Annotated in this window: 7 protein-coding genes; 6 read left to right on the top strand and 1 reads right to left on the bottom strand. The window is 46.8% G+C overall.

The genetic code is table 11. The features are described from left to right. Window positions 1-127 precede the first annotated feature (127 nt). Window positions 128-2,953 carry an excinuclease ABC subunit UvrA gene (gene uvrA, locus J1G48_RS20665; protein WP_000357725.1) on the bottom strand — a complete coding sequence of 942 codons (2,826 nt, stop codon included), beginning with the start codon at window positions 2,951-2,953 and terminating at the stop codon, window positions 128-130. Window positions 2,954-3,200: 247 nt separating this feature from the next. Between uvrA and ssb1 the strand changes: the two genes are divergently transcribed. The 6 genes from ssb1 (at window position 3,201) to siiE (ending at window position 26,068) form a co-directional block, all read left to right on the top strand. Then, window positions 3,201-3,731 carry a single-stranded DNA-binding protein SSB1 gene (ssb1, locus tag J1G48_RS20660; protein WP_000168322.1) on the top strand — a complete coding sequence of 177 codons (531 nt, stop codon included), beginning with the start codon at window positions 3,201-3,203 and terminating at the stop codon, window positions 3,729-3,731. 1,040 nt (window positions 3,732-4,771) lie between these two features. Further along, window positions 4,772-5,404, top strand: coding sequence for an SPI-4 type I secretion system auxiliary protein SiiA (gene siiA / locus J1G48_RS20655; protein ID WP_000389238.1), 633 nt, complete (start codon window positions 4,772-4,774; stop codon window positions 5,402-5,404). After that, window positions 5,401-6,789: a MotA/TolQ/ExbB proton channel family protein gene (locus J1G48_RS20650; protein ID WP_000875190.1), complete on the top strand. Its 1,389-nt coding sequence runs from the start codon at window positions 5,401-5,403 to the stop codon at window positions 6,787-6,789. Before siiA ends, J1G48_RS20650 begins: the two co-directional genes overlap by 4 nt. Beyond that, a complete protein-coding gene (gene siiC, locus J1G48_RS20645; protein WP_001541306.1) occupies window positions 6,779-8,098 on the top strand; it encodes an SPI-4 type I secretion system protein SiiC in 1,320 nt (439 codons plus the stop codon). Before J1G48_RS20650 ends, siiC begins: the two co-directional genes overlap by 11 nt. Further along, complete coding sequence (gene siiD, locus J1G48_RS20640) at window positions 8,095-9,372, top strand: SPI-4 type I secretion system protein SiiD (RefSeq protein ID WP_001081935.1); 1,278 nt, start codon at window positions 8,095-8,097, stop codon at window positions 9,370-9,372. The genes siiC and siiD overlap by 4 nt, the downstream gene beginning before the upstream one ends. Before the next feature lie 16 nt (window positions 9,373-9,388). After that, window positions 9,389-26,068, top strand: coding sequence for a non-fimbrial adhesin SiiE (gene siiE, locus J1G48_RS20635; RefSeq protein ID WP_001713859.1), 16,680 nt, complete (start codon window positions 9,389-9,391; stop codon window positions 26,066-26,068). Window positions 26,069-26,081: the final 13 nt, after the last annotated feature.

Genomic DNA, 26,081 nt, shown 5'->3' with positions numbered 1-26,081 from the left:
GACCGTTTGCGCTATCACATGTCAGAGCGAGGCGGCACGCAAATCACAAATGCTCAACACGGATACAATGAGGTGGGATGAGGAAAAATGATGCCGCTTCCCGGCGAATCGGAAAGCGGCGTGAAGGTTATTTGAGCATAGGTTTAAGGAAGCGGGCGGTATGCGACGCCTCGCACTCCGCCACGGTTTCCGGCGTACCGGAGACGAGAATTTCGCCGCCGCCGCTGCCGCCTTCCGGGCCGAGGTCGACAATCCAGTCCGCCGTTTTAATGACGTCCAGGTTGTGTTCGATCACCACGATGGTGTTGCCCTGATCGCGCAACTGATGCAGAACGTCAAGCAACTGCTGAATATCGGCAAAGTGCAGGCCGGTGGTCGGCTCGTCGAGAATATACAGCGTCTGCCCGGTGCCGCGCTTCGACAGTTCGCGCGCCAGCTTCACGCGCTGGGCCTCGCCGCCGGAAAGCGTCGTCGCCGACTGACCAAGACGGATATAGGTCAGCCCCACGTCCATCAGCGTCTGCAGCTTACGCGCCAGCGCCGGAACCGCATCAAAGAACTCACGCGCTTCTTCAATGGTCATATCCAGCACTTCGTGGATGGTCTTGCCTTTGTACTTAATCTCCAGCGTTTCCCGGTTATAGCGCTTGCCTTTGCACTGGTCGCACGGCACGTAAATATCCGGCAGAAAGTGCATTTCGACTTTAATGACGCCATCGCCCTGGCACGCTTCGCAGCGACCGCCGCGCACGTTGAAGCTGAATCGCCCTGGCGTGTAGCCGCGCGAGCGAGACTCCGGCACGCCAGCAAAAAGCTCGCGAACCGGGGTAAAGACGCCCGTATAGGTCGCCGGGTTGGAACGCGGGGTGCGCCCGATTGGGCTCTGGTCGATATCGATCACTTTATCGAAATGTTCCAGCCCCTGAATATCCCGATACGGCGCCGGTTCGGCGATAGTCGCCCCGTTTAACTGACGCTGGGCGATGGGGAACAGCGTGTCGTTAATCAGCGTCGATTTACCGGAACCCGAGACGCCGGTGATACAGGTAAACAGCCCTACCGGTAGCGTAAGGGTCACATCTTTCAGGTTGTTGCCGCGCGCGCCGGTGAGTTTGAGCACTTTTTCTGGATTTGCCGGCACGCGTTGTTTCGGCACTTCAATTTTGCGTTTACCGCTCATGTACTGGCCGGTCAGCGATTCCGGTACCGCCATAATGGCTTCCAGCGGGCCTTCCGCCACCACCTCGCCGCCGTGAACGCCCGCGCCGGGGCCAATATCGATCACATGGTCGGCGGCGCGAATGGCGTCTTCATCATGTTCCACCACAATCACGGTATTGCCAAGATTGCGCAGATGAATCAGCGTACCCAGCAGCCGTTCGTTATCGCGCTGGTGCAGACCGATGGACGGCTCATCCAGCACATACATCACGCCGACTAACCCGGCGCCTATCTGGCTCGCCAGACGAATACGCTGGGCTTCGCCGCCGGAAAGCGTCTCTGCCGAGCGGGAGAGCGTGAGATAGTTCAGGCCGACGTTCACCAGAAACTTGAGGCGATCGCCGATCTCTTTTAGCACTTTTTCGGCGATTTTCGCTCGTTGCCCGGAAAGCTTGAGATTAGTGAAAAAATCCATCGCATGGCCAATGCTCATATCGGAAATAGCAGGCAGCGGCGTATTTTCCACAAATACATGGCGCGCTTCGCGATTCAGTCGCGTTCCTTCACAGCTGGCGCAGGGGCGATTACTGATGAACTTCGCCAGCTCTTCGCGCACCGCGCTGGATTCCGTCTCTTTATAACGGCGCTCCATATTATGCAGCACGCCTTCGAACGGATGGCGGCGCACGGAAGTATCGCCGCGATCGTTCATATATTTAAATTCAATGTTCTCTTTGCCGGAACCGTACAGCACGACTTTATGTACGTTGGCGCTGAGGCTTGCCCACGGCGCATCCACGTCGAACTTATAGTGTTCCGCCAGCGACTTGAGCATTTGAAAGTAATAAAAATTGCGACGATCCCAACCACGAATCGCGCCGCCTGCCAGCGACAGGTCGGGATTCTGGATCACGCGGTCCGGATCGAAATATTGCTGAACGCCGAGCCCGTCACAGGTCGGGCAGGCGCCTGCCGGGTTGTTGAACGAGAACAGACGCGGTTCCAGTTCGCGCATACTGTAGCCGCAAATCGGACAGGCAAAATTGGCGGAGAACAGAAGCTCCTCCGCTTTCTCATCGTCCATATCGGCAACAACCGCCGTGCCGCCGGATAATTCCAGCGCCGTTTCGAACGACTCCGCCAGGCGTTGGGAAAGATCGTTGCGAACTTTGAAGCGATCGATCACCACCTCAATGGTATGTTTCTTTTGTAGCTCCAGCTTCGGCGGATCGGAGAGATCGCAGACTTCGCCGTCAATACGGGCGCGAATGTAACCCTGGCTTGCCAGATTTTCCAGCGTTTTGGTGTGTTCGCCTTTACGCTCTTTAATAATCGGCGCGAGCAGCATCAGACGTTTGCCTTCCGGCTGTGACAGCACGTTATCGACCATCTGGCTAACGGTTTGCGCCGCCAGCGGCACGTCATGATCCGGACAACGCGGCTCGCCCACGCGGGCAAACAGCAGGCGCAGGTAGTCGTGGATCTCGGTAATAGTACCCACCGTAGAGCGCGGGTTGTGCGATGTCGATTTCTGTTCAATTGAGATCGCGGGCGATAGCCCCTCAATATGGTCGACATCCGGTTTTTCCATGAGCGACAAAAACTGCCGCGCGTAAGCGGAGAGCGATTCAACGTAACGACGCTGCCCTTCGGCATACAGAGTGTCGAAAGCCAGTGAGGATTTGCCTGAACCCGAAAGCCCGGTCACGACAATCAGTTTGTCGCGGGGGATGACGAGGTTAATATTTTTGAGATTATGGGTGCGGGCGCCCCGAACTTCGATCTTATCCATTCACCTTTCCCGGTAGAGACTCGGATGCCTGGTTTGTTTGAAGGACAAACGGCAGAAACGGCTAATTATGACACAATTTAACCTGTTTGAATATACAGTATTGGAATGCATCTTCAGCTAAAGTATGCAACAATATGAGGTTCGCGCGAGTGACCTGGAACCTGCATCGCAGCTATTAAAATGCTACGTGGAAATGGTACACTCACGCGTTTACACTATTTATGAAACGTATTCAGGAGACTCAATTATGGCCAGCAGAGGCGTAAACAAGGTGATTCTCGTTGGTAATCTGGGCCAGGACCCGGAAGTACGCTATATGCCGAGTGGCGGCGCTGTCGCCAACTTAACGCTGGCTACTTCTGAATCCTGGCGCGATAAGCAGACCGGCGAAATGAAAGAGCAGACTGAATGGCACCGGGTGGTGATGTTCGGCAAACTGGCGGAAGTGGCCGGCGAATATCTGCGTAAAGGTTCTCAGGTGTATATCGAAGGTCAATTGCGTACCCGCAAGTGGACCGATCAGAGTGGCCAGGAACGCTATACGACTGAAATTAACGTTCCGCAGATCGGCGGCGTGATGCAGATGCTGGGTGGTCGCCAGGGCGGCGGCGCGCCGGCAGGCGGTCAGCAGCAGGGGGGTTGGGGTCAGCCACAACAACCTCAGCAGCCGCAGGGCGGCAACCAGTTCAGCGGCGGCGCGCAGTCGCGTCCACAGCAATCCGCGCCAGCGCCGTCTAACGAACCGCCAATGGATTTTGACGACGACATTCCGTTCTGATTTTTGGTAAAAAAGTCAAAGCGTTATTTGCATTTTCGCTATAGCTCTCGTCTGCTGAAATGCCTGGTGTAAACCAGGCATTTTCTTACCTGGTATTATTGTCTTTGTATCCCTTTCAAAAAAGAGAAGCGCATATCTTACGGAAAAATGTCGCTTATCGCCTCTGGCCGACTCGCCTCGGCACATCATTATCCAGCCGAAGTTCATAAATGTACTGCAATAACCCGGATTGTCTTAAATATGAAAGAGAAAACTCATCTGCAAAATATATAATTTATAGCCATTTTTTGACAACAAAAAGATATTATAAAATAACGTTAGAGAATGGTCGGTATTATCAATGGTTAATTAAATGTTTGCTTTAGCTTGTGATGAGCTCAAATATGATATGTGCATCTTGCTTTATTTTTAATTGCTGAAGATAAAGTTGTTACTTATAGCTGGCTTTATATAAAAAATGGTTTTATTTGTGTGTGTTTTTACGCAATTCTGATTTTTTACTCCCCACTTATTATATTGTTAATGATTTAAGTTATATTGAAGTCCCTATGACCCTATGTTTTAATTGTGAAAATTAATTTTATCCTCTGGAGGCAAATTTATTAAATACGTATGGTTATAACGCGTATTAAAAAGAAATATGTCCTTAAAATGATTTAGAGTTTCAATGATTAGCTAACAAATCTATTTATCGGTGGGTGGTTTTAATTTGCTGATGACTATTTTTTATTTATGAGTTGAGAGCTTATGCGATACCTATTATTGGGGAAGATATAGTTAGTGCAATAATTGATGTCTACCTAATTAAAAAAATGAAGAGTGTTTTTAATTAAAGCACTCATCTTTGTTGTGGGCGCATAAAAATGGCGTCGTTGTTTTTATTTTTCTGATTACGAGATGTAGGAAAACTGAAATCTATAAAGCGTATTGGTAGCAGGAAGCCAAGGGCGGTAGCGTTCACTTTCTGAATAAGTTGAGCATCCTTTATCCTTTCTAATCCACAAAAACATTTTATTCACAATGTAATATCAGGAGACAACATGGAAGACGAAAGTAATCCGTGGCCTAGTTTTGTTGATACATTCTCTACGGTATTGTGTATTTTTATATTTCTTATGTTGGTGTTTGCACTTAATAATATGATTATTATGTATGACAACTCAATTAAAGTTTATAAAGCAAATATAGAGAATAAGACTAAATCTACTGCTCAAAATAGCGGAGCCAATGACAATTCAAATGATAATGAAATAGTTAATAAAGAAGTGAATACTCAAGATGTGTCGGACGGAATGACTACAATGTCAGGTAAGGAGGTTGGAGTATACGATATCGCCGATGGTCAGAAAATTGATATAACATCTACAAAAAATGAGCTTGTTATTACGTATCATGGCAGGCTGAGAAGCTTTTCTGAAGAGGATACTCATAAAATAGAGGCTTGGTTAGAAGACAAAATCAATAGTAATTTATTGATAGAAATGGTTATTCCTCAGGCAGACATCTCTTTCTCTGACTCTTTACGACTGGGATATGAACGGGGAATTATTTTAATGAAAGAGATTAAGAAGATATATCCTGATGTAGTTATTGACATGAGTGTTAACTCCGCAGCATCAAGTACAACGAGTAAAGCTATTATCACGACTATTAATAAAAAGGTGTCAGAGTGAAATATATAAATCATTACCGCTATTTGTTTGTCTGTTTTTTCCTTGCTATACTCCCTTTTTTCGCTTTATCTTTTCCCGGTATAAGAGAGTATGTTTTTGATAACTTTATGGTTTCTGCAATTTACAATGGGGTCATTATTGCCATTTATATTACAGGTTCTTTGTGTGCATTATTCACTATTCTTAAAAATATTTCAGCAAAAGACATATTAATAGCTCAGGACGCCAGTAGAAAAAATAGCATTCTTTCTAACCTCAATCAGGTTTTGTTTGCCGGGGAACCCAAACAGTGTGATTTCAATTTGCTGATGGAATTAGATGACAATGTGTCTACCGCCCGTAATCAACGATTGTCATTTATTATGAGCTGTAGCAATGTGTCGACGCTTGTTGGCCTGTTGGGGACGTTTGCGGGTCTGTCTATTACGATTGGTTCAATCGGGAACTTATTGAGCTCGCCATCAGATGTTGGCGGTGATAATGCAAGTAATACACTCAATATGATCGTGACAATGGTAGCGTCGCTTTCTGAACCATTGAAAGGGATGAATACCGCATTTGTATCTTCTATCTATGGTGTTGTTTGCGCCATACTCCTGACCTCACAAAGTGTTTTTGTTCGCAGCTCCTATTCCCTTGTTTCTACGGAAATCAAAAAATTAAAAATCATAAGCAACAGATCCAATAATAAACAACGAAGCCTGCGGGTTGAATCAGAGACGCTTGTAGAATTTAAAGAGTTGTTTAAAGCGTTTTTTGATAACTACCTGACAGTTGAAAACTTACGGACGCAGGATGAAGAAAAGAAACGAGTGATGCTATCAGATAGCTTTGTCACTTTGCAAAACCGACTATTGGATAACTCAGCAAAACTGGAACAACTTTCTACGCTGATTGATGGTTATCTGGTAAGCAATAACGAAAATACCAAAAAATTAGTTGACGGTGTAATAACAATTACCTCTCGTTTATCTGAAGGTAATACCCTGCTTGCTGATAATAATGCACGACTGGAGGCAATGAGTACAATACAAAATATTATAGATAAAAAGAATGATTCAATAATGACATCAGTTGATAAATGTTATCAGGAATCTCTTTCACATGGTAAGACCATAAACGATATTGCCGCTGGCAGTGCCGATATTTCTCATACTCTCGATGGGCTGAGAAAAGAAATGGATGAGGATATGAATAATGTTCATTTAGCGCTATCCGATCTATCGGCTACTGATAAAAAGATTATTGCCAATACTAAAGAGATTAGTGCTGAAATGGTTAGCTACCGTGATACCTATATGCCATTAATGGAAAAAATAACATCTATGCATCAGGAAATAGTAAAGCAACGTTTGTTAAACAAGGAGGAAAAAAATGAAGATTAAGATGTTTTTTCTGACGACTGCTTTTATTACACAAAGCACATACGCCAGCGAGCTTCCGGTCATTCCTCTAAGAGATTTAGTTAATGCCGCATTAACGCATCAGCCCTCTGTTGCTGTTTCATATTATGAGACTGAAAAGAAAAACAGTGACTTAGATCTTTCACGGGCAGCACTTTATCCTACCCTGGATCTAACATCTGGCCTTAATAATAACAGGAAAGAGTCATCAGGTACCGAGAGGAACGTTGAAAATAAGGTGTCTTTATCATACCGAATAACGGATTTTGGAGTGAGGGGGGCTAATATCAGGAAATCTGAATATGAAAGAGATAATAGTAAAACTGACTATGAAAAAACAAAGAATATAGTGTCTCAGGAGGTTGTGACAACCTATTACAACATCAGTAAATATCGTGAAATGATTGATGGCGTAAATCTGGAGAAAGAGTTTTATAAAAAGATGCTGGAAACTTTTTCGTTGCTGGTATCTTCCGGTGTAGCTATGCAATCTGATATGCGTAAAGTACAAGTATCTATCGATGCATTAAATACCAGAAGCATTATGTATCAGTCGATGTTGGATGATGAAATGTATAAAATGCAGAATATGACTGGTCTGAATTTATCGCCAGTTCAGATTCAAAGCGATGAAAAATTCAACCTCTTCAAAAAATATATCTTTGTCGAAAGCCCTGAAAAACTTATGGACATGGTGATGAAATACAACGATGACTATAAGATGCTTGTCAATACCCGAAAAGCCGCGACCGAAGATATTAATGCCGCAAAATCATCCTATTTTCCGACTGTAGATCTTGTTTCCAGCTATGTACAGAATAACCCGAGCGGTAGTGCCAAAAAAAGTGATTATGAAGATGAATTTAAAACGGGTATCAATGTCAGTTTCAACATTTTTAATGGGTTCAGAAATTCAGCCCAGGAAAGAAAAATGGTGGCAAGTTATTCGCAGGCTAAGCTGCAAATTGACGATTTTTTGATTAAAACGCGTTATAACATTGATTCACAACTTTCAAGATACGCCGCTGCAAAAGAGACTTACTCAGTGGCGGAACGTTCACATACAAACGCGTTACAGCTTACTGAATTATATGAGCAGGAGTTTCAGTTAGGGCAAAAAAGTTTGCTTGATTTAATTTCAAGCCGTAATGAAGCATTTCAGGCATATGTAAGCATGATCGACAGCAAATATAGCCTGTATATTTTAAAGCTACAGCAACTCTCATTGATTTTTCATTTAATGGATTATTTAAAAGGAAATACTGAAAGTGAGTTAAATGTAATGAAATGAATAGAAGACAAAGCGATCATCTCATGATGATAATTATTTCTTTGACGATCTTAATTATTATCCTTACCTACTTTATAGAAATTAATTCAGTGGTTCATGGTCAGGGCGTTATCACTACTAAAGATAATGCTCAGTTAATATCTCTTTCTAAAGGAGGGACGATACAAGATATTTATGTAGCCGAGGGTGATACTGTAAAAAAAGGAGAACTCCTTGCAAAGGTCGTTAACCTTGATCTGCAAAAAGAATATCAAAGGTATAGAACTCAAAAAGGGTATCTGGATAAAGATGTTAACGAAATATCTTTCATTCTTGATAAAGAAAATGAGAGTGGGTTGATTACCCTGGATGGCACCCGTTCTTTAAGCAATAAAGAGGTAAAAGCGAATATTGAATTAGTGCATAGTCAGATAAGAGCTAAAGAGTTAAAAAAAACCTCTCTTGATTCTGAGATTAGCGGATTACAAGAGAAGCTGAGTTCGAAAGAAAAAGAACTCGCATTGCTTGCCGAAGAAATAAATATTCTTTCCCCACTGGTAAAAAAAGGAATTAGCCCATATACCAATTTTCTTAACAAGAAACAGGCGTATATAAAAGTTAAGTCTGAAATTAATGATATTGAAAGTAGCATCACTTTAAAAAAAGATGATATTGAGTTGGTTGTTAATGATATTGAGGCGCTTAATAATGAATTGCGACTATCTTTATCTAAAATAATATCTAAAAATCTTCAGGAACTTGAGGTTGTTAACTCTACATTAAAAGTAATAGAGAAGCAGATAAATGAGGAGGATATCTATTCACCGGTTGACGGTGTAATTTATAAAATCAATAAAAGTGCCACTACTCATGGTGGTGTGATTCAGGCGGCGGACTTACTTTTTGAAATAAAACCAAAAGTAAGGACTATGCTGGCCGATGTGAAAATATTACCCAAATACCGTGACCAAATATATGTAGATGAAGCCGTTAAACTGGATGTGCAGTCAATTATCCAACCAAAGATAAAATCGTATAATGCGACTATCGATAATATTAGCCCTGATTCCTATGAGGAAAATACCGGAGGAACAATTCAGCGTTATTATAAAGTAATTATTGCATTCGATGTTAATGAAGATGATTTACGGTGGTTAAAACCAGGTATGACTGTTGACGCCAGTGTAATTACCGGAAAACACAGCATTATGGAATACCTGTTATCTCCCTTGATGAAAGGCGTGGACAAAGCCTTTTCAGAACCAGTTAATACTAAACGATTAGATACACCTTGAGAGTGAATATAATATTATGGGAAATAAAAGCATACAAAAGTTTTTTGCCGATCAAAATTCTGTAATTGATTTATCTTCTTTGGGTAATGCCAAAGGCGCAAAAGTTTCTCTTTCCGGGCCAGACATGAACATTACCACGCCGCGTGGTTCAGTGATCATTGTCAATGGCGCTCTTTATTCAAGTATCAAAGGCAATAACCTCGCTGTTAAATTTAAAGATAAGACTATTACCGGCGCTAAAATTCTGGGCAGCGTAGATTTAAAAGATATTCAACTGGAGAGAATTGACAGCTCATTGGTTGATTCTGCTCAGGTAGAAAAGAAAGGTAATGGCAAACGACGAAATAAGAAGGAAGAAGAGGAATTAAAAAAGCAGCTTGACGATGCTGAAAACGCAAAGAAAGAAGCTGATAAGGCGAAGGAAGAAGCAGAGAAAGCTAAGGAGGCTGCAGAAAAAGCGCTCAATGAAGCGTTTGAAGTACAGAACTCGTCAAAGCAAATTGAAGAAATGCTGCAGAACTTTTTGGCTGACAATGTAGCAAAAGACAATCTGGCTCAGCAAAGCGATGCTTCCCAGCAAAATACACAGGCTAAAGCAACGCAGGCTTCTAAACAGAACGATGCTGAAAAAGTTCTTCCTCAACCTATTAATAAAAATACCAGTACTGGCAAAAGTAATAGCAGTAAAAATGAGGAAAATAAGCTCGATGCCGAGTCTGTTAAAGAGCCGCTTAAAGTCACATTAGCGCTTGCGGCCGAGAGTAACAGCGGTAGCAAAGATGATAGTATAACTAATTTTACCAAACCTCAGTTTGTAGGTAGCACTGCTCCCAATGCCACGGTTATTATTAAAATTAATGGTATTGCTGTCGGTCAGGCTGTAGCGGATAGTTTGGGTAACTTCACCTTTACAGCGCCTGAAACATTGACTGATGGAGCATATAATCTGGAGGCAGAGGCCAAGACTGCTGATGGGAGCGGTAGCGCCAAACTTGTCATTACTATCGATTCCGTTACCGATAAACCAACATTTGAACTTTCGCCTGAAAGTAGTGTGTCCGGTCATAAGGGCTTAACGCCGACCTTGACGCCTTCAATTGTTGGTACGGCGGAAGAGAATGCTAAGGTTGACATTTATGTAGATAATAAACTGGTTGCCAGCGTTGATGTCGATAAAGATGGAAACTGGAGTTATGAATTTAAGGATAATGAATTATCTGAGGGCGAAAATAGTATAAAAGTCGTTGCTGTAGATAAAGCAGGTAATAAAAACGAAACGACGGATAGTATCATAACCGACACCATTCCTCCGGAAAAGCCGACGATTGAGCTGGATGATAGTAGTGATTCCGGCATTAAAAATGACAACATTACAAATAGCACCCTGCCAACATTTATTGGTGTGGCGGAACCCGGTTCTACAGTCTCTATTTATCTTGGACTTAAACATCTTGGTGAGGTCATTGTTGCTAAAGATGGGACATGGAGCTATACGCTTACTACGCCGCTCAAGGATGGCGAATACAATATAACAGCAACAGCTACTGATATTGCCGGGCATACCTCAGCGACGGCAAATCTGCCTTTTACTATTGATACACGTATCAGCTATTTCAGCGCTGAGATTGAAACGACGAATGATAGCGGTATTGTCGGAGATAACGTTACTAACAATACTCGCCCAACCTTTACAGGTAAAACTGAGCCAAATGCTATTATCAGTGTCATAAATAGTGAGACTGGCGAAGAGGTTATTTTTAAAGCGAATGACAAGGGCGAATGGACGTTCAATTTCACTTCCGACTCAGTGGAAGGGATTAACAATCTTACGTTCACTGTTGAAGATGTCGCTGGCAACAAAAAGGATTTTTCCTTTAGTTACGTTATCGATACTATTGCCCCTGTACCTCCGACGGTTTCTTTGGAGGACTTTGTTGTTTTACCGAATGGTATAATTTTATCAGGGAATGATTTACCGGCTTTAGTCGGTACGGCAGAGCCAAAGTCTACCATCTTATTGATGCGAGATGGTAAATTATATGACAGCATTGAGGTTGACTCAAACGGGACCTGGAATTATCAGTTTAGTAATAAATTTCTTCAGGGCGCCTATGATATTGAAATCATCTCTCAGGATGCCGCCGGTAATAAATCCTCTACTGTTAAATATTCTTTTACTATTCAAACTGAAGTTGTACCTCCAAAAGCGGAACTCGATGCCAGTGATGATTCCGGTGCAAAAGGCGACTGGATTACCAATAAACATAATGCTCTGACATTACTGGGAACAGCTGATAGGTTTGCTACCGTAAATATCCTTATCGATGGTAAAACGATAGGCGTGACGACTGCGGATGCAGACGGTAACTGGAATTTTGATATTTCCCGAAATCTGTCTGACAATGTTTATAAGATTACGGTTGAATCCATCGATCCTTTAGGAAGAACGTCATCTGTAGATTATCAGCTTACCATTGATAGCTTTACGCCGATCCCTACTGTTATGTTGCATGATAGCGCTGATTCTGGCGTTAAAGGCGATATGATTACTAAAATTAATACGCCGTTGTTTACCGGGATGGCTGAAGCTAATGCTAAGGTTTCCATCTATGTTGACGGTGTGTTAAGTGGTGAGGCTATTGCTGGCGATGATGGTGTATGGAATTTTCAATTTACCACAGCGTTATCCGATGGCTCGCATGACGTAACGGTAAAAGTAGAAGATATTGCCGGTAATACTGCCTCCTCATCAGCGTATAATTTCCAAATCGTAACGCAAACGCAAAAACCAACAATAGAGTTGGTCAACGATACGGGGGTTGATAATACAGACCATATTATTAATGAAAAGAATCCTGCACTGACAGGAACCGCTGCACCCTATTCAACGGTTAAACTCTATATTGATGGCGCACTGATCGCTGAGGTCAGAACAAATAAAGATGGCAGATGGGAGTATACCCTGAAAGCCGATCAAGGTTTGGTTGATGGCGATCATAGAATAACCGCTTCAGTTGAAGATATCGCTGGCAACATTGCCCATTCGGATCCTTTCTTAATTAGCGTCGATACTGCTATTTCAATACCGATAGTTTCATTGAGCCCGGATTCAGATTCGGGAATTGCAGATGATAATTTAACGAATATCGTTAAACCTACCTTGCACCTAAAAGATATTGATCCGGACATTATCAGTGTTCAGGTATGGGATGCCATGTCTGATACGCAGATCGGTGTTGCCACGCAACAACCTGATGGTTCATGGGCCTATACCTTTACTTCAGATTTAACGGAAGGCTTGCATCAGGTTTATGTCAAGGTTGAGGACATTGCGGGTAATAAAGCGAACAGTGCGGTATTCGATTTTACTATCGATACCACAGTATCAACGCCGGTGATTTCCCTGCTTTCTAAGGATGATACGGGGGTTACAGGCGATAACCTGACCAATATCAATAAGCCAGGTTTTGCTATTTCCGGTGTTGATGCCGATGCGCATCGGGTCGTCGTACAGGTGATGCATAATGGCGTGAGCGAAGAGATCGAACTTTCCCACCTCAATGGTAGTTGGTTATTTACACCAGGGAATACGTGGGCGGATGGCAGCTACACGTTAACGGTGAAAGTAGAAGATAAGGCAGGAAATACCAGCTATTCAGCGCCGCTGACGGTCGTTATCGATACCCAAATCGCCATTGATGGGGTGGAACTGGTCAACGATAGCGGTGTGAAAGGCGACAATATGACCAACGACGACCGTCCCCACTTTCGTGTGACGGTACCTACGGATGTCAATGAAGTCCGTCTGAGCATTGACGGTGGTAATTCGTGGGTTCAGGCAACCCCGGGCGTGGCAGGCAGCTGGGAGTATATCTGGCCGACAGACCTGGCAGATGGTCAATACACGCTAACGGTGGAGGCGACTGATAAAGCAGGCAATACCGTGACGAAGACCATCGATTTCGCGGTGGATACCACGCTGTCAGTGCCGGTCATCGTACTGAATAGCGCGGACGATACCGGTGTCCAGGGCGATAACATGACGAATCGCACCCAGCCGACATTTGCCCTGCAGCATATTGATGATGATGCCGTTCGCGTTACGGTCAGCGTGGAGCATGGCGGCGTCACCACCACATTTGACGCCACGAAAGGCACAGGCGGATGGACCTTTACGCCGCCGACATCATGGGCGGATGGTGATTATACCCTGAGTGTGTCAGTCGAAGATAAAGCGGGGAACACCAGCCATTCTGCATCGCTGACGGTGACGGTGGACACGCAAATCGCCATTAATAACATTGAACTGGTCAATGACAGCGGTATTCCCGACGATAATCTGACTAATAACGTGCGTCCGCACTTCCAGGTGACGGTACCGACGGATGTCAACGTGGTGCGCCTGAGCATTGACGGCGGCAAGACGTGGTTCAACGCTACCCAGAGCGCGACGCCGGGCGCCTGGGATTATATCTGGCCGGATGATGTGGCCGACGGAGGCTATACCCTGACGGTAGAGGCGACCGACAAGGCGGGAAACAAGACGACGCAGGAACTTGATTTCACCATCGATACCACTCTGTCTGTGCCGACCCTCTCGCTGGACAGCGCAGATGACAGCGGCATCGCGGGCGATAATATCACCAATGTTAAAACGCCGGGCTTTACCCTCAACAATATTGATACCGATGTCAGCCGGGTGATAGTGGAGGTAATGCACAATGGCATTAAACAGGAGGTGCCACTGGTTCAGACCGGCGGACAGTGGCGCTTTGCGCCGACCAGCGACTGGGCGGACGGCGACTATATCCTGACGGTGAAGGTAGAAGATAGGGCCGGAAATGTGAAGCAGTCCGCGCCGTTGACGGTGACAGTAGATACGCATATCGCCATTGACCGTATTGAACTGGTTAACGACAGCGGTATCCCCGGCGATAATCTGACCAATGAAGCGCGCCCGCACTTTCAGGTGACAGTACCGGCGGATGTTAACGGTGTAAGACTGAGTATTGATGGCGGCAAAACGTGGTTTGACGCCACGCAGAGCGCGACGTCGGGCGTCTGGGATTACACCTGGCTGACGAATGTGGCTAACGGCCCTCACACCCTGATGGTGGAAGCGTCCGACAAGGCGGGAAACAAAACGACGCAGAAACTGGACTTCATCATCGATACCCTGCTGTCAGAACCGACTATTACCCTGGACAGCGCGGATGATAGCGCCGCTGGCGATAACATCACCAACGTTAAGATGCCAGGCTTTACCCTCGGTAATATCGACGCCGACGTGACCAAAGTGGTGGTGACGGTGGCGCATGATGGTAAGAACCAACAGATAGAGTTGATTAAGAACGGCGGTGTGTGGCGCTTTACGCCGGGCGCAGCCTGGACCGATGGCGACTATACGTTGACGGTAAAGGTAGAAGATAAGGCGGGTAATACAAATTATTCTGCGCCGCTGACGGTGACTATCGATACGCAAACGTCTATTGATCGCATTGAGCTTCTTAATGACACGGGTATTGTCGGGGATAACCTGACCAATGAAGCACGTCCACAGTTTCATATTACGGTACCGACGGACGTGAACTCTGTGCAACTGAGTCTTGATGGCGGCATCAACTGGGTTAACGCAACGCTGACGTCTGACGGCGTTTGGGAGTATATATGGCCGACAGATCTGGTCGAAAATACGTATACCCTGACAGTGAAAGCAACCGATGTTGCAGGCAACACGGCGACGGAAACGCTCAATTTTATCATTGATACCACATTGTCGACACCGACCATCACGCTGGATAGCGCAGATGATAGCGGCACCGCCAACGATAATAAGACTAACGTTAAAACGCCGGGTTTTATTATCGGCGGTATTGATTCTGACGTGACTCAGGTCGTCGTGCAGGTGATGCGCGATGGTCACAGCGAGGAGGTGGAGCTGACGCAGACTAACGGGCAGTGGCGTTTTGTACCCGGCAGCGCGTGGACTGATGGCGACTATACGCTGACGGTAACGGTGAAAGATGAGGCGGGTAATATTCGCCACTCAGCGCCGTTGACGGTCACCATCGATACGCAAATCACCATTGACCATATTGAACTGGTCAATGACAGCGGTATTCCCGACGATAATCTGACTAATAATGTGCGTCCGCACTTCCAGGTGACGGTACCGACGGATGTCAACGTGGTGCGCCTGAGCATTGACGGCGGTAAGACGTGGTTCAACGCTACCCAGAGCGCGACGCCGGGCGTCTGGGATTATACCTGGCTGGCTGATGTGGGAGAGGGTAAGCATACCCTGACAGTGGAGGCGACCGACAAGGCGGGAAACAAAACGACGCAGCAACTGGACTTCATCATCGATACCCTACTGTCAGAACCGACTATCGTGCTGGACAGCACGGACGACAGCGGAACAAAAGGCGATAACCTGACCAACGTAAATAAGCCGACGTTTTTACTGGGCAATATTGACGCAGACGCGCGGTATGTCACGGTTGAGGTACAGCATGGCGGCACGAAAGAGGTGCTGACGGCCACCAAAGACGCGACCGGCAACTGGAGCGTAACACCGACCGGCACATGGGCAGATGGCGACTATACGCTGACAGTGAGGGTGGAAGATGAGGCGGGGAACGAAAAACACTCAGCGTCGCTAACGGTCACTGTTGATACCCAAATCACCATTGATGTTATTGAACTGGTTAATGATAACGGTATTCCCGGCGACAATATGACTAACGACGCCCATCCGCAGTTCCGCGTGACGGTACCGGGGGACGTTAACGAAGTTAGTCTGAGCATTGACGGTGGCGTGACCTGGGTTAAGGCGACACAGAGCGCGACGCCGGGCGTCTGGAATTATACCTGGCCGGGCACCGTGCCGGATGGCGACTATACGCTGAATGTGAAAGCGACTGACAATGCGGGTAATACGGTGACGGAGACACTCCACTTCACTATTGATACCACGCTGTCAGTGCCGGTCATCGTACTGAATAGCGCGGACGATACCGGTGTCCAGGGCGATAACATGACGAATAGCACCCAGCCGACATTTGCCCTGCAGCATATTGATGATGATGCCGTTCGCGTTACGGTCAGCGTGGAGCATGGCGGCGTCACCACCACATTTGACGCCACGAAAGGCGTAGGCGGATGGAGCTTTACGCCGACAGGGGCGTGGGCGGATGGTGATTATACCCTGAGTGTGTCAGTCGAAGATAAAGCGGGGAACACCAGCCATTCTGCATCGTTGACGGTGACGGTGGACACGCAAATCGCCATTAATAACATTGAACTGGTCAATGACAGCGGTATTCCCGACGATAATCTGACTAATAACGTGCGTCCGCACTTCCAGGTGAAGGTACCGACGGATGTTAACGAGGTACGCCTGAGCATTGACGGCGGCAAGACGTGGTTCAACGCTACCCAGAGCGCGACGCCGGGCGTCTGGGATTATACCTGGCTGGCTGATGTGGGAGAGGGGAAGCATACCCTGACAGTGGAGGCGACCGACAAGGCGGGAAACCAGACGACGCAGAAACTGGACTTCATCATCGATACCATGCTGTCAGAACCGACTATCGTGCTGGACAGCACGGACGACAGCGGAACAAAAGGCGATAACCTGACCAACGCGAATAAGCCGACGTTTATACTGGGCAATATTGACGCAGACGCGCGGTATGTCACGGTTGAGGTGCAGTATGGCGGCACGAAAGAAGTGCTGACGGCCACCAAAGGCGCGACCGGCATCTGGAGCGTGACACCGACCGGCACATGGGCAGATGGCGACTATACGCTGACGGTGAGGGTGGAGGATGATGCGGGGAACGTAAAATACTCAGCGCCGCTGACGGTCACGGTTGATACCCAAATCACCATTGATGTTATTGAACTGGTTAATGATAACGGTATTCCCGGCGACAACCTGACCAATGACGTTCGTCCACACTTCCGCGTCACGGTGCCAGGGGATGTCAACGAGGTACGTCTGAGTATCGACGGCGGTAATACGTGGGTTCGTGCAACACAGGGCACGGCAGGGATCTGGGATTACACCTGGCCGAAAGATGTGACCGACGGGCTACATACCCTGACGGTAGAAGCGACCGATAAGGCGGGAAATAAGACGACGCAGACGCTCGATTTTACCATTGATACCCGGCTGTCAACGCCTACCATCACTATGGATAGCAGGGACGATACAGGTGCCATTGGCGATCATATTACGAGCGTCAAAAGACCGGGCTTTACCATTGGCAATATTGACTCCGATGCGCAATCGGTCATTTTGCGGATCACACAGGGCGGCAATAGCCAGGAAGTGACACTAACCCAGGTTGGAGGACAGTGGCGCTTTACGCCAGATGCTGACTGGGCGGACGGTAGCTATACACTGACGGTAGAGGTAACGGATAACGCAGGAAACGTTCGTCAGTCCACGCCGCTGATAGTGACGGTAGATACGCAAACCAGCATTACTGATATTACATTGGTCAATGATCATGGCGTGCCTGATGACAATCTAACTAACAGCACCCGTCCGCAGTTTGAGATCACGGTGCCGGCGGATGTGAATTCTGTGCAACTGAGCATTGATGGGGGCGCAAACTGGGTGAGCGCGGCGCAGGGTATTGAAGGCGTCTGGGGCTATACCTGGCCAACGGATATGGGCGATGGAAAACACACCCTAACCGTCATGGTCACCGACAGAGCGGGCAATACGGCGACGCAAACGCTTGAATTTTTCATCGACACCCGGTTGTCGACGCCGACTATTGCGCTGGATAGCACGGATGATACCGGTACGCCTGGCGATGATATGACCAATCGCACCCGACCGACCTTTATTCTGCAGAATATCGATTCGGATGTTATCAACGTTACAGTCAGCGTCACGCATAATGGAACGACAACCTCGTTTACCGCGACACAGGGGGCTGGAGGCTGGAGCTTTACACCGCCAGCGCCGTGGGGCGACGGTGATTATACGCTGACGGTGACAGTGGAGGATCGGGCGGGAAATACGCGTCCGTCTACGCCGCTGACGGTGACAGTGGATACGCAAATAGCCATTGATCATATTGAATTAGTCAACGATAGCGGCGTCCCTGGCGATAATGTGACAAAACATGTGCGTCCGCAGTTCCAGATCTCGGTACCGGATGATGTGGAAAAGGTTCTTCTGAGTATTGACGGCGGCACGACCTGGGTTACCGCAATCAAGAGTTCGACGGCTGGCATTTGGGATTACACCTGGCCGACGGATATGCCAGAGGGACAGCATACCCTGACCGTGGAAGTGACTGACGGTGCGGGTAATAAGATGACGGAGACGCTCAATTTCACTATCGACATCACGTTGATGACGCCAACCATTGAGCTGGCGCCCGATCAGGATACCGGACAGAATAAGAACGATAATCTGACCAGCGTCACTCAGCCAGTATTTGTGTTGGGGAGTATCGATAAAGATGTTCGACACGTGGAATTGAGTATTGAGCATAACGGCACGTTTAAAACGGTGGTACTCACCGAATCAGCCGACGGCTGGCGCTATCGACCGGATTCTGCTTTGGCGGACGGTAGCTACACATTCACCGTGACGGTAACAGATGTGGCAGGCAACCAGCAAACATCCGCGCCTTTAAAGGTGACGATAGACGGTACGTTGACTACGCCGGTGATTGAACTGGCAGCTGGCGAAGATAGCGGTACTGTTGGCGATCGCCTCACCAATCACGATCGGCCTGTGTTCGACATACGCCAGGTTGATTCTGACGTTACGCGCGTGATGGTCAAAGTAACTTACAACGGTAAAACGCACGAGGAAGCGGCGGTATTCACCAATGGTCAATGGCGCTTTACGCCTTCTGCGAGCTGGGCTGATGGCTCATATCAGTTAGCCGTTGTGGTGGAAGATCTGGCGGGGAATGTAAAAGAGTCTGCGCCGTTTGAGGTGCGTATTGACACCACGACAACCATTAACAATATCGTATTGCTTAATGATACTGGCGTGCAGAATGATCAATTAACGAATGTTGCCAAACCGTCATTCAGAATTGACGTTCCCGGTGATGTCGTCCAGGTACGCGTAACCCTGGATGGTGGCGCTAACTGGAATGTGATACGCAAAAATGCCGACGGACAGTGGATTTTTGACAGCCCGAATACTCTGGTTGACGGCACATATACCCTTCGCGTAGAGGCCACGGATGAGGCAGGTAATATTGCGAATAAAGATTTAGTATTTAATATCGATACTAATATACAGGTTCCGACTATTGCTTTAGACGCAGGACAAGATACCGGAGCGAATACAGCCGATAATATCACTAATATTTCACGACCCACCTTTACGATTGGTAATGTTGACCCCGATGTTATCAAAGTCGTGGTGACGATTGATGGTCATGATTATAACGCGACTAAGGTTGGGGCTGGTTGGCAATTTACGCCAGGCAATGCCATTCCGGATGGTTCTTATAATATTACCGTTACGGTTGAAGATAAGGCCGGAAATACCGCGACATCGAAACCATTACCTGTTGTGATAGATACGACGGCTGAAATTGAAAGCGTCACGTTGGTTACAGATAGCGGTGATAGCGATGTAGATAACATTACCAAAGTCGACAAGCCGCAGTTTAGTATTGTTACCGCTGATGATATTACTCATGTGCGCGTTAAAATCGATAACGCCGCTAATTGGATTGAACTCACAAAAGGAGGGGATGGCCGCTGGATATTTAATGTCGGTTCGGCATTACCTGATGGGCAACACACTCTCTTGGTTGATGTGACTGATATCGCCGGCAACGTTGCGCAAGAAACGCTGCAGTTTACGATTGATACGACTCTGCGAGAGCCGACAATTGTACTCGATCCCACCCATGATACTGGTGATGATACTAATGATAATCTTACCAGGATTAACAAACCGGTGTTTATTATCGGTAATGTCGATAATGATGTATCACACATTGTGGTTCATATTGATGGTCGGGATTACACCATTGAAAACACAGGGGGGAATTTAACCTTTACGCCGGATCAACCGCTGTCTGACGGTCAGCATACGATCTCTGTTACCGTAACGGATATTGCTGGTAATACCAAAACATCGGCCGAACTGAAGATTGAAATCGACACGCAGGTTCAGATTGACAGTGTTACGTTAACAACAGATAGCGGCGTCAACGATCACGATAATGTCACCAATGCTACCCGTCCCTCTTTTGAAATTGCAACGCCTGATGATGTGACATCGGTGCTGGTTTCTTTCGATGGCGTAAACTGGACGCCCATCAGTAAAAATGCGGCCGGGCAGTGGGAATTTACTGCAGGTAGCGCATTGCCTGATGGTCATTATACTCTCCATGTCCAGGCGACGGATCGGGCAGGGAATACGGCAAATTCCACGCTGGGCTTCACCGTGGATACGCAGATTGACGGCCTGAGCGTCGTGATGCTGGACGACGCCGGAAAGGATTCTACGGATGGTATTACGAATATTACCTCTCCACGTTTTGAAATTTCAGCCAGAGAACCGCTGCAGAGCGTGACGGTAATTTTAAACGGGAAATCCAGCACACTGACTCAGGGGGCAGGTAATAAATGGCTGTTTACCCCTGATACACCGTTAGTGGATGGAACTTACAAAATAGAAATAGTGGCTGAAGATATCGCAGGTAATAAAATTAGCAAAGAGGTATCATTCACAATAGACACTATTGTTTCTGATCCCAGTATTGATTTGCTGGATGCGGATGATACTGGCGAAAGCGCTGTTGATAATATTACGAGTGTCACTAAACCACGTTTCGTTATTGGCAATGTACCCGCCGATATTGATACTGTTGTAATCAGAATTAACGGCGTTTCTTATCCGGTTACGGCAAATGGCAATAACCTCTGGGAATTCCAGGTTCCCGTTGCGTTAAACGATGGCGTATATGAAGCCGTTGTTGTCTTCAGAGATATTGCCGGAAATACTTCTGAAACTAAGCTGCCCTTTACCATTGATACCACGACAAGCGTCAGTGTCAGAATGGAGCCAGCGTCTGATACCGGAAATTCCAATAGCGATAACCTTACGAATAAGCAAAATCCCAAATTCGAAGGTACTGCAGAGCCCAATGCGAAACTGGTGATTACCATTGTTGACGATAAGTCAGGTCGGGAGGTTTTAAAACAAACGATTACGGTTGGCGCTGATGGCAACTGGAGTGTGACGCCGAATATACTGCCGGATGGCATGTATACCATCAACGTCGTCGCAACAGATGTCGCGGGAAATACTGCGCAAACGCAGGAAAGATTCACTATCGATACGGTTACGATCGATCCCACCATTCGCCTTTCGGATCCATCTATTGATGATCAGCATGAAGCAACCAGCCTGCGTCCTGAGTTCAAAGGGTTTGCCGAAGCGTTCTCGACGATTATGATTCAGTGGGATGGGAAAGTGGTCGGCTCGGCAAACGCCAATGCGAATGGCGAATGGAGTTGGACGCCGCCATCAGTATTAGCGCCAGGCTCCTATGTTGTGAGCATTGTTGCCAAAGATAAAGCGGGTAATGAATCGTCGCAGGTCGACTTTCCTGTCGTAATACCTGTTATTGATGTCACGCCTCCAACCATAAAGCTCAGCGAGGAGAGCGATAGTGGTGCCTTAGGAGACTTTACCACGAATAATAAAACGCCGACCCTGGTTGGGAACACGTTACCTAATGCGATTGTGAGTATTTATGTGGATGGCGTGAAGGTCGGCGAGGCGACAGCGGATACAGCGGGTCGATATACTTTCCAGTTATCGGAAATGAAAGATGGCCATTATGTCGTCCAGGTGGGTATAGTCAACCCTCGCGATAATAGCGAACTGCGTTCCACCGCCGTTGATGTCACTATCGATACCGAGGTTGCTGAACTGGTATGGAATATATCTGGAATGCATGAGGGCGGATATATCAATACGGTGACGCCGGAGATTGGCGGCACCAGTGAGCCAAACAGCAAAATCACTATCTTTGTGAATGGCGTTGAAAAAGCGATTGCTTATACGACAGGCGCAGGACACTGGGGCGTAGTATTACCTGCTTTGGGTAATGACGGTAATTATGTATTAACGTTTAAAGTTGAAGATGTTGCCGGCAATATCAGAGAGTTTGGTCCGCAGAATGTGATACTGGATACGGTAATTTCGCCGTTAACCGTGGTATTACGCGAAGCTGATGACAGTGGCAAAGTTGGCGACTGGATCACCAATAAATCTCATGTCACCATCGATGGTACTGCCGAAGCCGGAAGTACTTTAACCATCAGGAGTCCGCAGGGGGTGGTTATTGCTACCCTGGTGGTAGGCAATGATGGTCGATGGAGCGCAGAATTAGATCTGCGTGAAGGTAGTAATGCCTTTGTCGTGGTATCGGAAGATAAAGCGGGCAACAGCCAACAAAAAGATATCCTGATAGAACATGATACGCAGATTGAAATCAGCGATATTTCATTAAGTCGGGATACTAATAGCGGTGATAAATATGATCTGATTACCAATAATAAGTCTCCGGTACTGGTTGCCATGACCGATCCCGGCGCGACGGTACAGGTTTATATTAATGGTGTGTTACAAGGCACAGTAGAGGCGAGTTCGTCAGGTAATATTAGCTATACCATGCCGGCAAATAGCGCCGACGGCGAGTATCAGGTGCAATTTGTTGCTACGGATACTGCTGGTAACCGGGTTGAGTCTGCGATTACAACCGTGACAATCGATTCTCAAATTGCTGTCTTTGACATTGATGAAGATTCATTACCGGCCCTCTCTAATAACCGGGCGTTGTCAGTCTCAGGTGTCGGGGAGGCTGGTTCTCAGGTCAGCATCTTTGTCGATGGTAAATTAGTCAACGTTGTTATGGTTGAGGCTGATGGCACATGGCGCGCGCCGATACTGCTGCAAGATGATGGTACGTTTAATATTCATTTCAGCATTACTGACGTTGCTGGCAACACTGAAGTGAGCAAGGATTATAGCGTGGATGTCGATTCATCAACCGACTTCCCAACGCTCAACCTTGAAGATGCAAGCAACTCTGGTTCACTTGACGATCTGATTACTAATCACAACAAGCCTGTGTTAGTTGGCACCGCAGAAGCGGGAGCCACAATCCATATTTATGTGGATGAAAAGATCGTGGCAAATGTGCTTGTGCTTGAAGATGGAACCTGGTCCTACCAGTTTGATAATGTGTTAAAAGATGGTGAATATTCTATCCGTGTGGTTGCCGAAGACCCGGCAGGTAATACGGCAGAATCGCCTCGCTTACTCGTCACGATAGATACCAGTACGTTTATCGATAATCCTGCTATGGTGGCAGGTTCTGATAACGGTATTTTCAGTAATGATAGTATAACGAGTCAGACCCGGCCTACGTTTAGTATTTCTGGAGAAATGAACCAGAGTGTTCAGATTTTCATTGATGGGGTGTTAGTCGATACGATCACGGTGACGGACAGAAATCAAGTTTATCGACCTGAGTCACCGTTGGGCGATGGTTCCCATAGCATTTATTATGTTATCACCGATAAAGCAGGCAACACGGCTACCTCGAAAACGCTAAACTTTACTATCGATACCTTTAATACGACGCCTGTCGCCATTGATTCTATCGGTGGACAAACGTTAGCAGAGATGACCGGTAGTGATGGCAAAATATATATAACGGACACGACGCGTAACTTATTGTTTAGTGGCAGTGCCGAGCCCAATAGCAAAATAGAAATCATCATTAATGGCTTAAATGTGGGGGAAGTTTGGGTTAATGAAAAAGGCCACTGGCAGATGCCGGTGAACCCGCTTTATTTCACAGAAGGCCAACTGGATATCACTGTTAAATCTACGGACCGTGCTGGTAACGTAAATCAGGAAAAGTATTCCATTTGGGTCGATACGCATATCCAGGTATTTACCAGCGAGCTTGATGACAATAAATCATCATCGAAAACGGACTGGTGGAGTAATAGCTCCACTATTACCATGAGAGGTATGGGGGAAATTGGCGCTACGGTATCATTAATCGTGGCAGGGGTCACGTTGGCAACCGCTGTCGTTGCGGCTAATGGGCAGTGGGAATTATCGACCGATCAGCTTCCGGAAGGTAAATACGATATCACGTTGAGTATTGAGGATAACGCAGGCAACCGTAAGGAAGAGGTACATGAAATATTTATTGATCGAACGCCGCCAAACGCTCCGGTCGTAACTTATTCAGATATTGTCAACGATCTAATTATTATGCAGGGGACGGCGGAAGCCAAATCTCAGCTAATAATAACCGATAGTAATGGGAATACTTATACGTTAACCGTTCCTGATAATGGTAAATGGAGTATGGCTATCCCGTATCCATCGGAAGGGAAGTTTACCATTACGAGTGTGGATGCGATTGGTAACCGGAGTGATGATGTCTCTCTCGATATCATGAAAGAGGTTCCCGTTATTTCATTATCTCCAGACTCAGACAGTGGTACGGTGGGCGATAATATTACGCGAGATAAGCAACCTACCTTTATTATCGGGAATCTGGAAAGCGATGTTGTGGTCGTTCAGGTCGATATCAATGGGACCGTATATAATGCTGAAAAAAATGCCGATGGCGTTTGGTTCTTTACGCCAGGTACACCGTTAGCTGATGGTTCCTATACGATATCGGTAATCGCAAGCGATGCCGCGGGTAATCAGAAAAACTCGTTACCCATTACCGTTACGATCGACAGTACGCTGACGGTGCCGGAGATTGCGTTGGCAGCAGGTGAAGACAATGGCGTTTCAGACAGCGATAACGTGACGAATCACACCCAGCCTAAGTTCACGCTGCAGCATATTGATGCTGATGTGACCGGGGTGACCGTAAACGTGACGCATAACGGCGTGACAGACACCTATCAGGCGACGCAAGGCGCGGATGGCTGGACCTTCACGCCGCCAGCCGCCTGGAATGATGGTACCTACACGCTGAGCGTGACGGTGGTGGATCGCGCGGGGAACTCACAGCAATCTGCTTCGCTAGCGGTGACGGTTGACTCAACGGTGACGGTAACAGCGGATAGCCAGCATGACGATGCGAGCGATGACGCCACGGCAACAGCGGTTACTCCACCGGAGTCTGAAACAGTGAATGCCGAAAGCGCTACGCATCTTCGTACAGTGCCGTCTGCGGCGGAAGAAAGCGTGGTGAAGGAGACAGCCTATAGTATTACATTGTTAAACGCTGACTCTGGGGATGAAATAGATCGTTCAATTAGTCAGACACCTTCTTTTGAAATATCAGTACCTGAGAATATTGTTAATGTCAGTATTATGTTTGAAGGAGAAGAGTTTACTCTGCCGATAACTAACCAGAAAGCAATATTCGAAGTTCCGCTATCTTTGGAAGATGGTGAATATACTATGGACGTGAAATTCATTGATAAAGACAATGATTTCCTGATTAAGGAGAAAACATTCTCAGTCGATCACTCCTCGGCGGATATTGTGAACGCAATGAATGCAAGAGGAAAGACCGAGGATGATATTAATGATTCCCCTTCCACGAGTTCTGTAGGGCACAACAATAACGGCGCTATTGATGTTTTCGCCGTTAATGAAGTTACGCTACCTGTAGATAATCAAGAAGAACACGCATAATAACGGAGGCCCC

Origin of the sequence: Salmonella sp. SAL-020, assembly GCF_017372215.1 — a bacterium.
GTDB classification, from domain to species: Bacteria; Pseudomonadota; Gammaproteobacteria; order Enterobacterales; family Enterobacteriaceae; genus Salmonella; species Salmonella enterica.
This window is presented reverse-complemented; position numbering and strand designations above follow the sequence as displayed.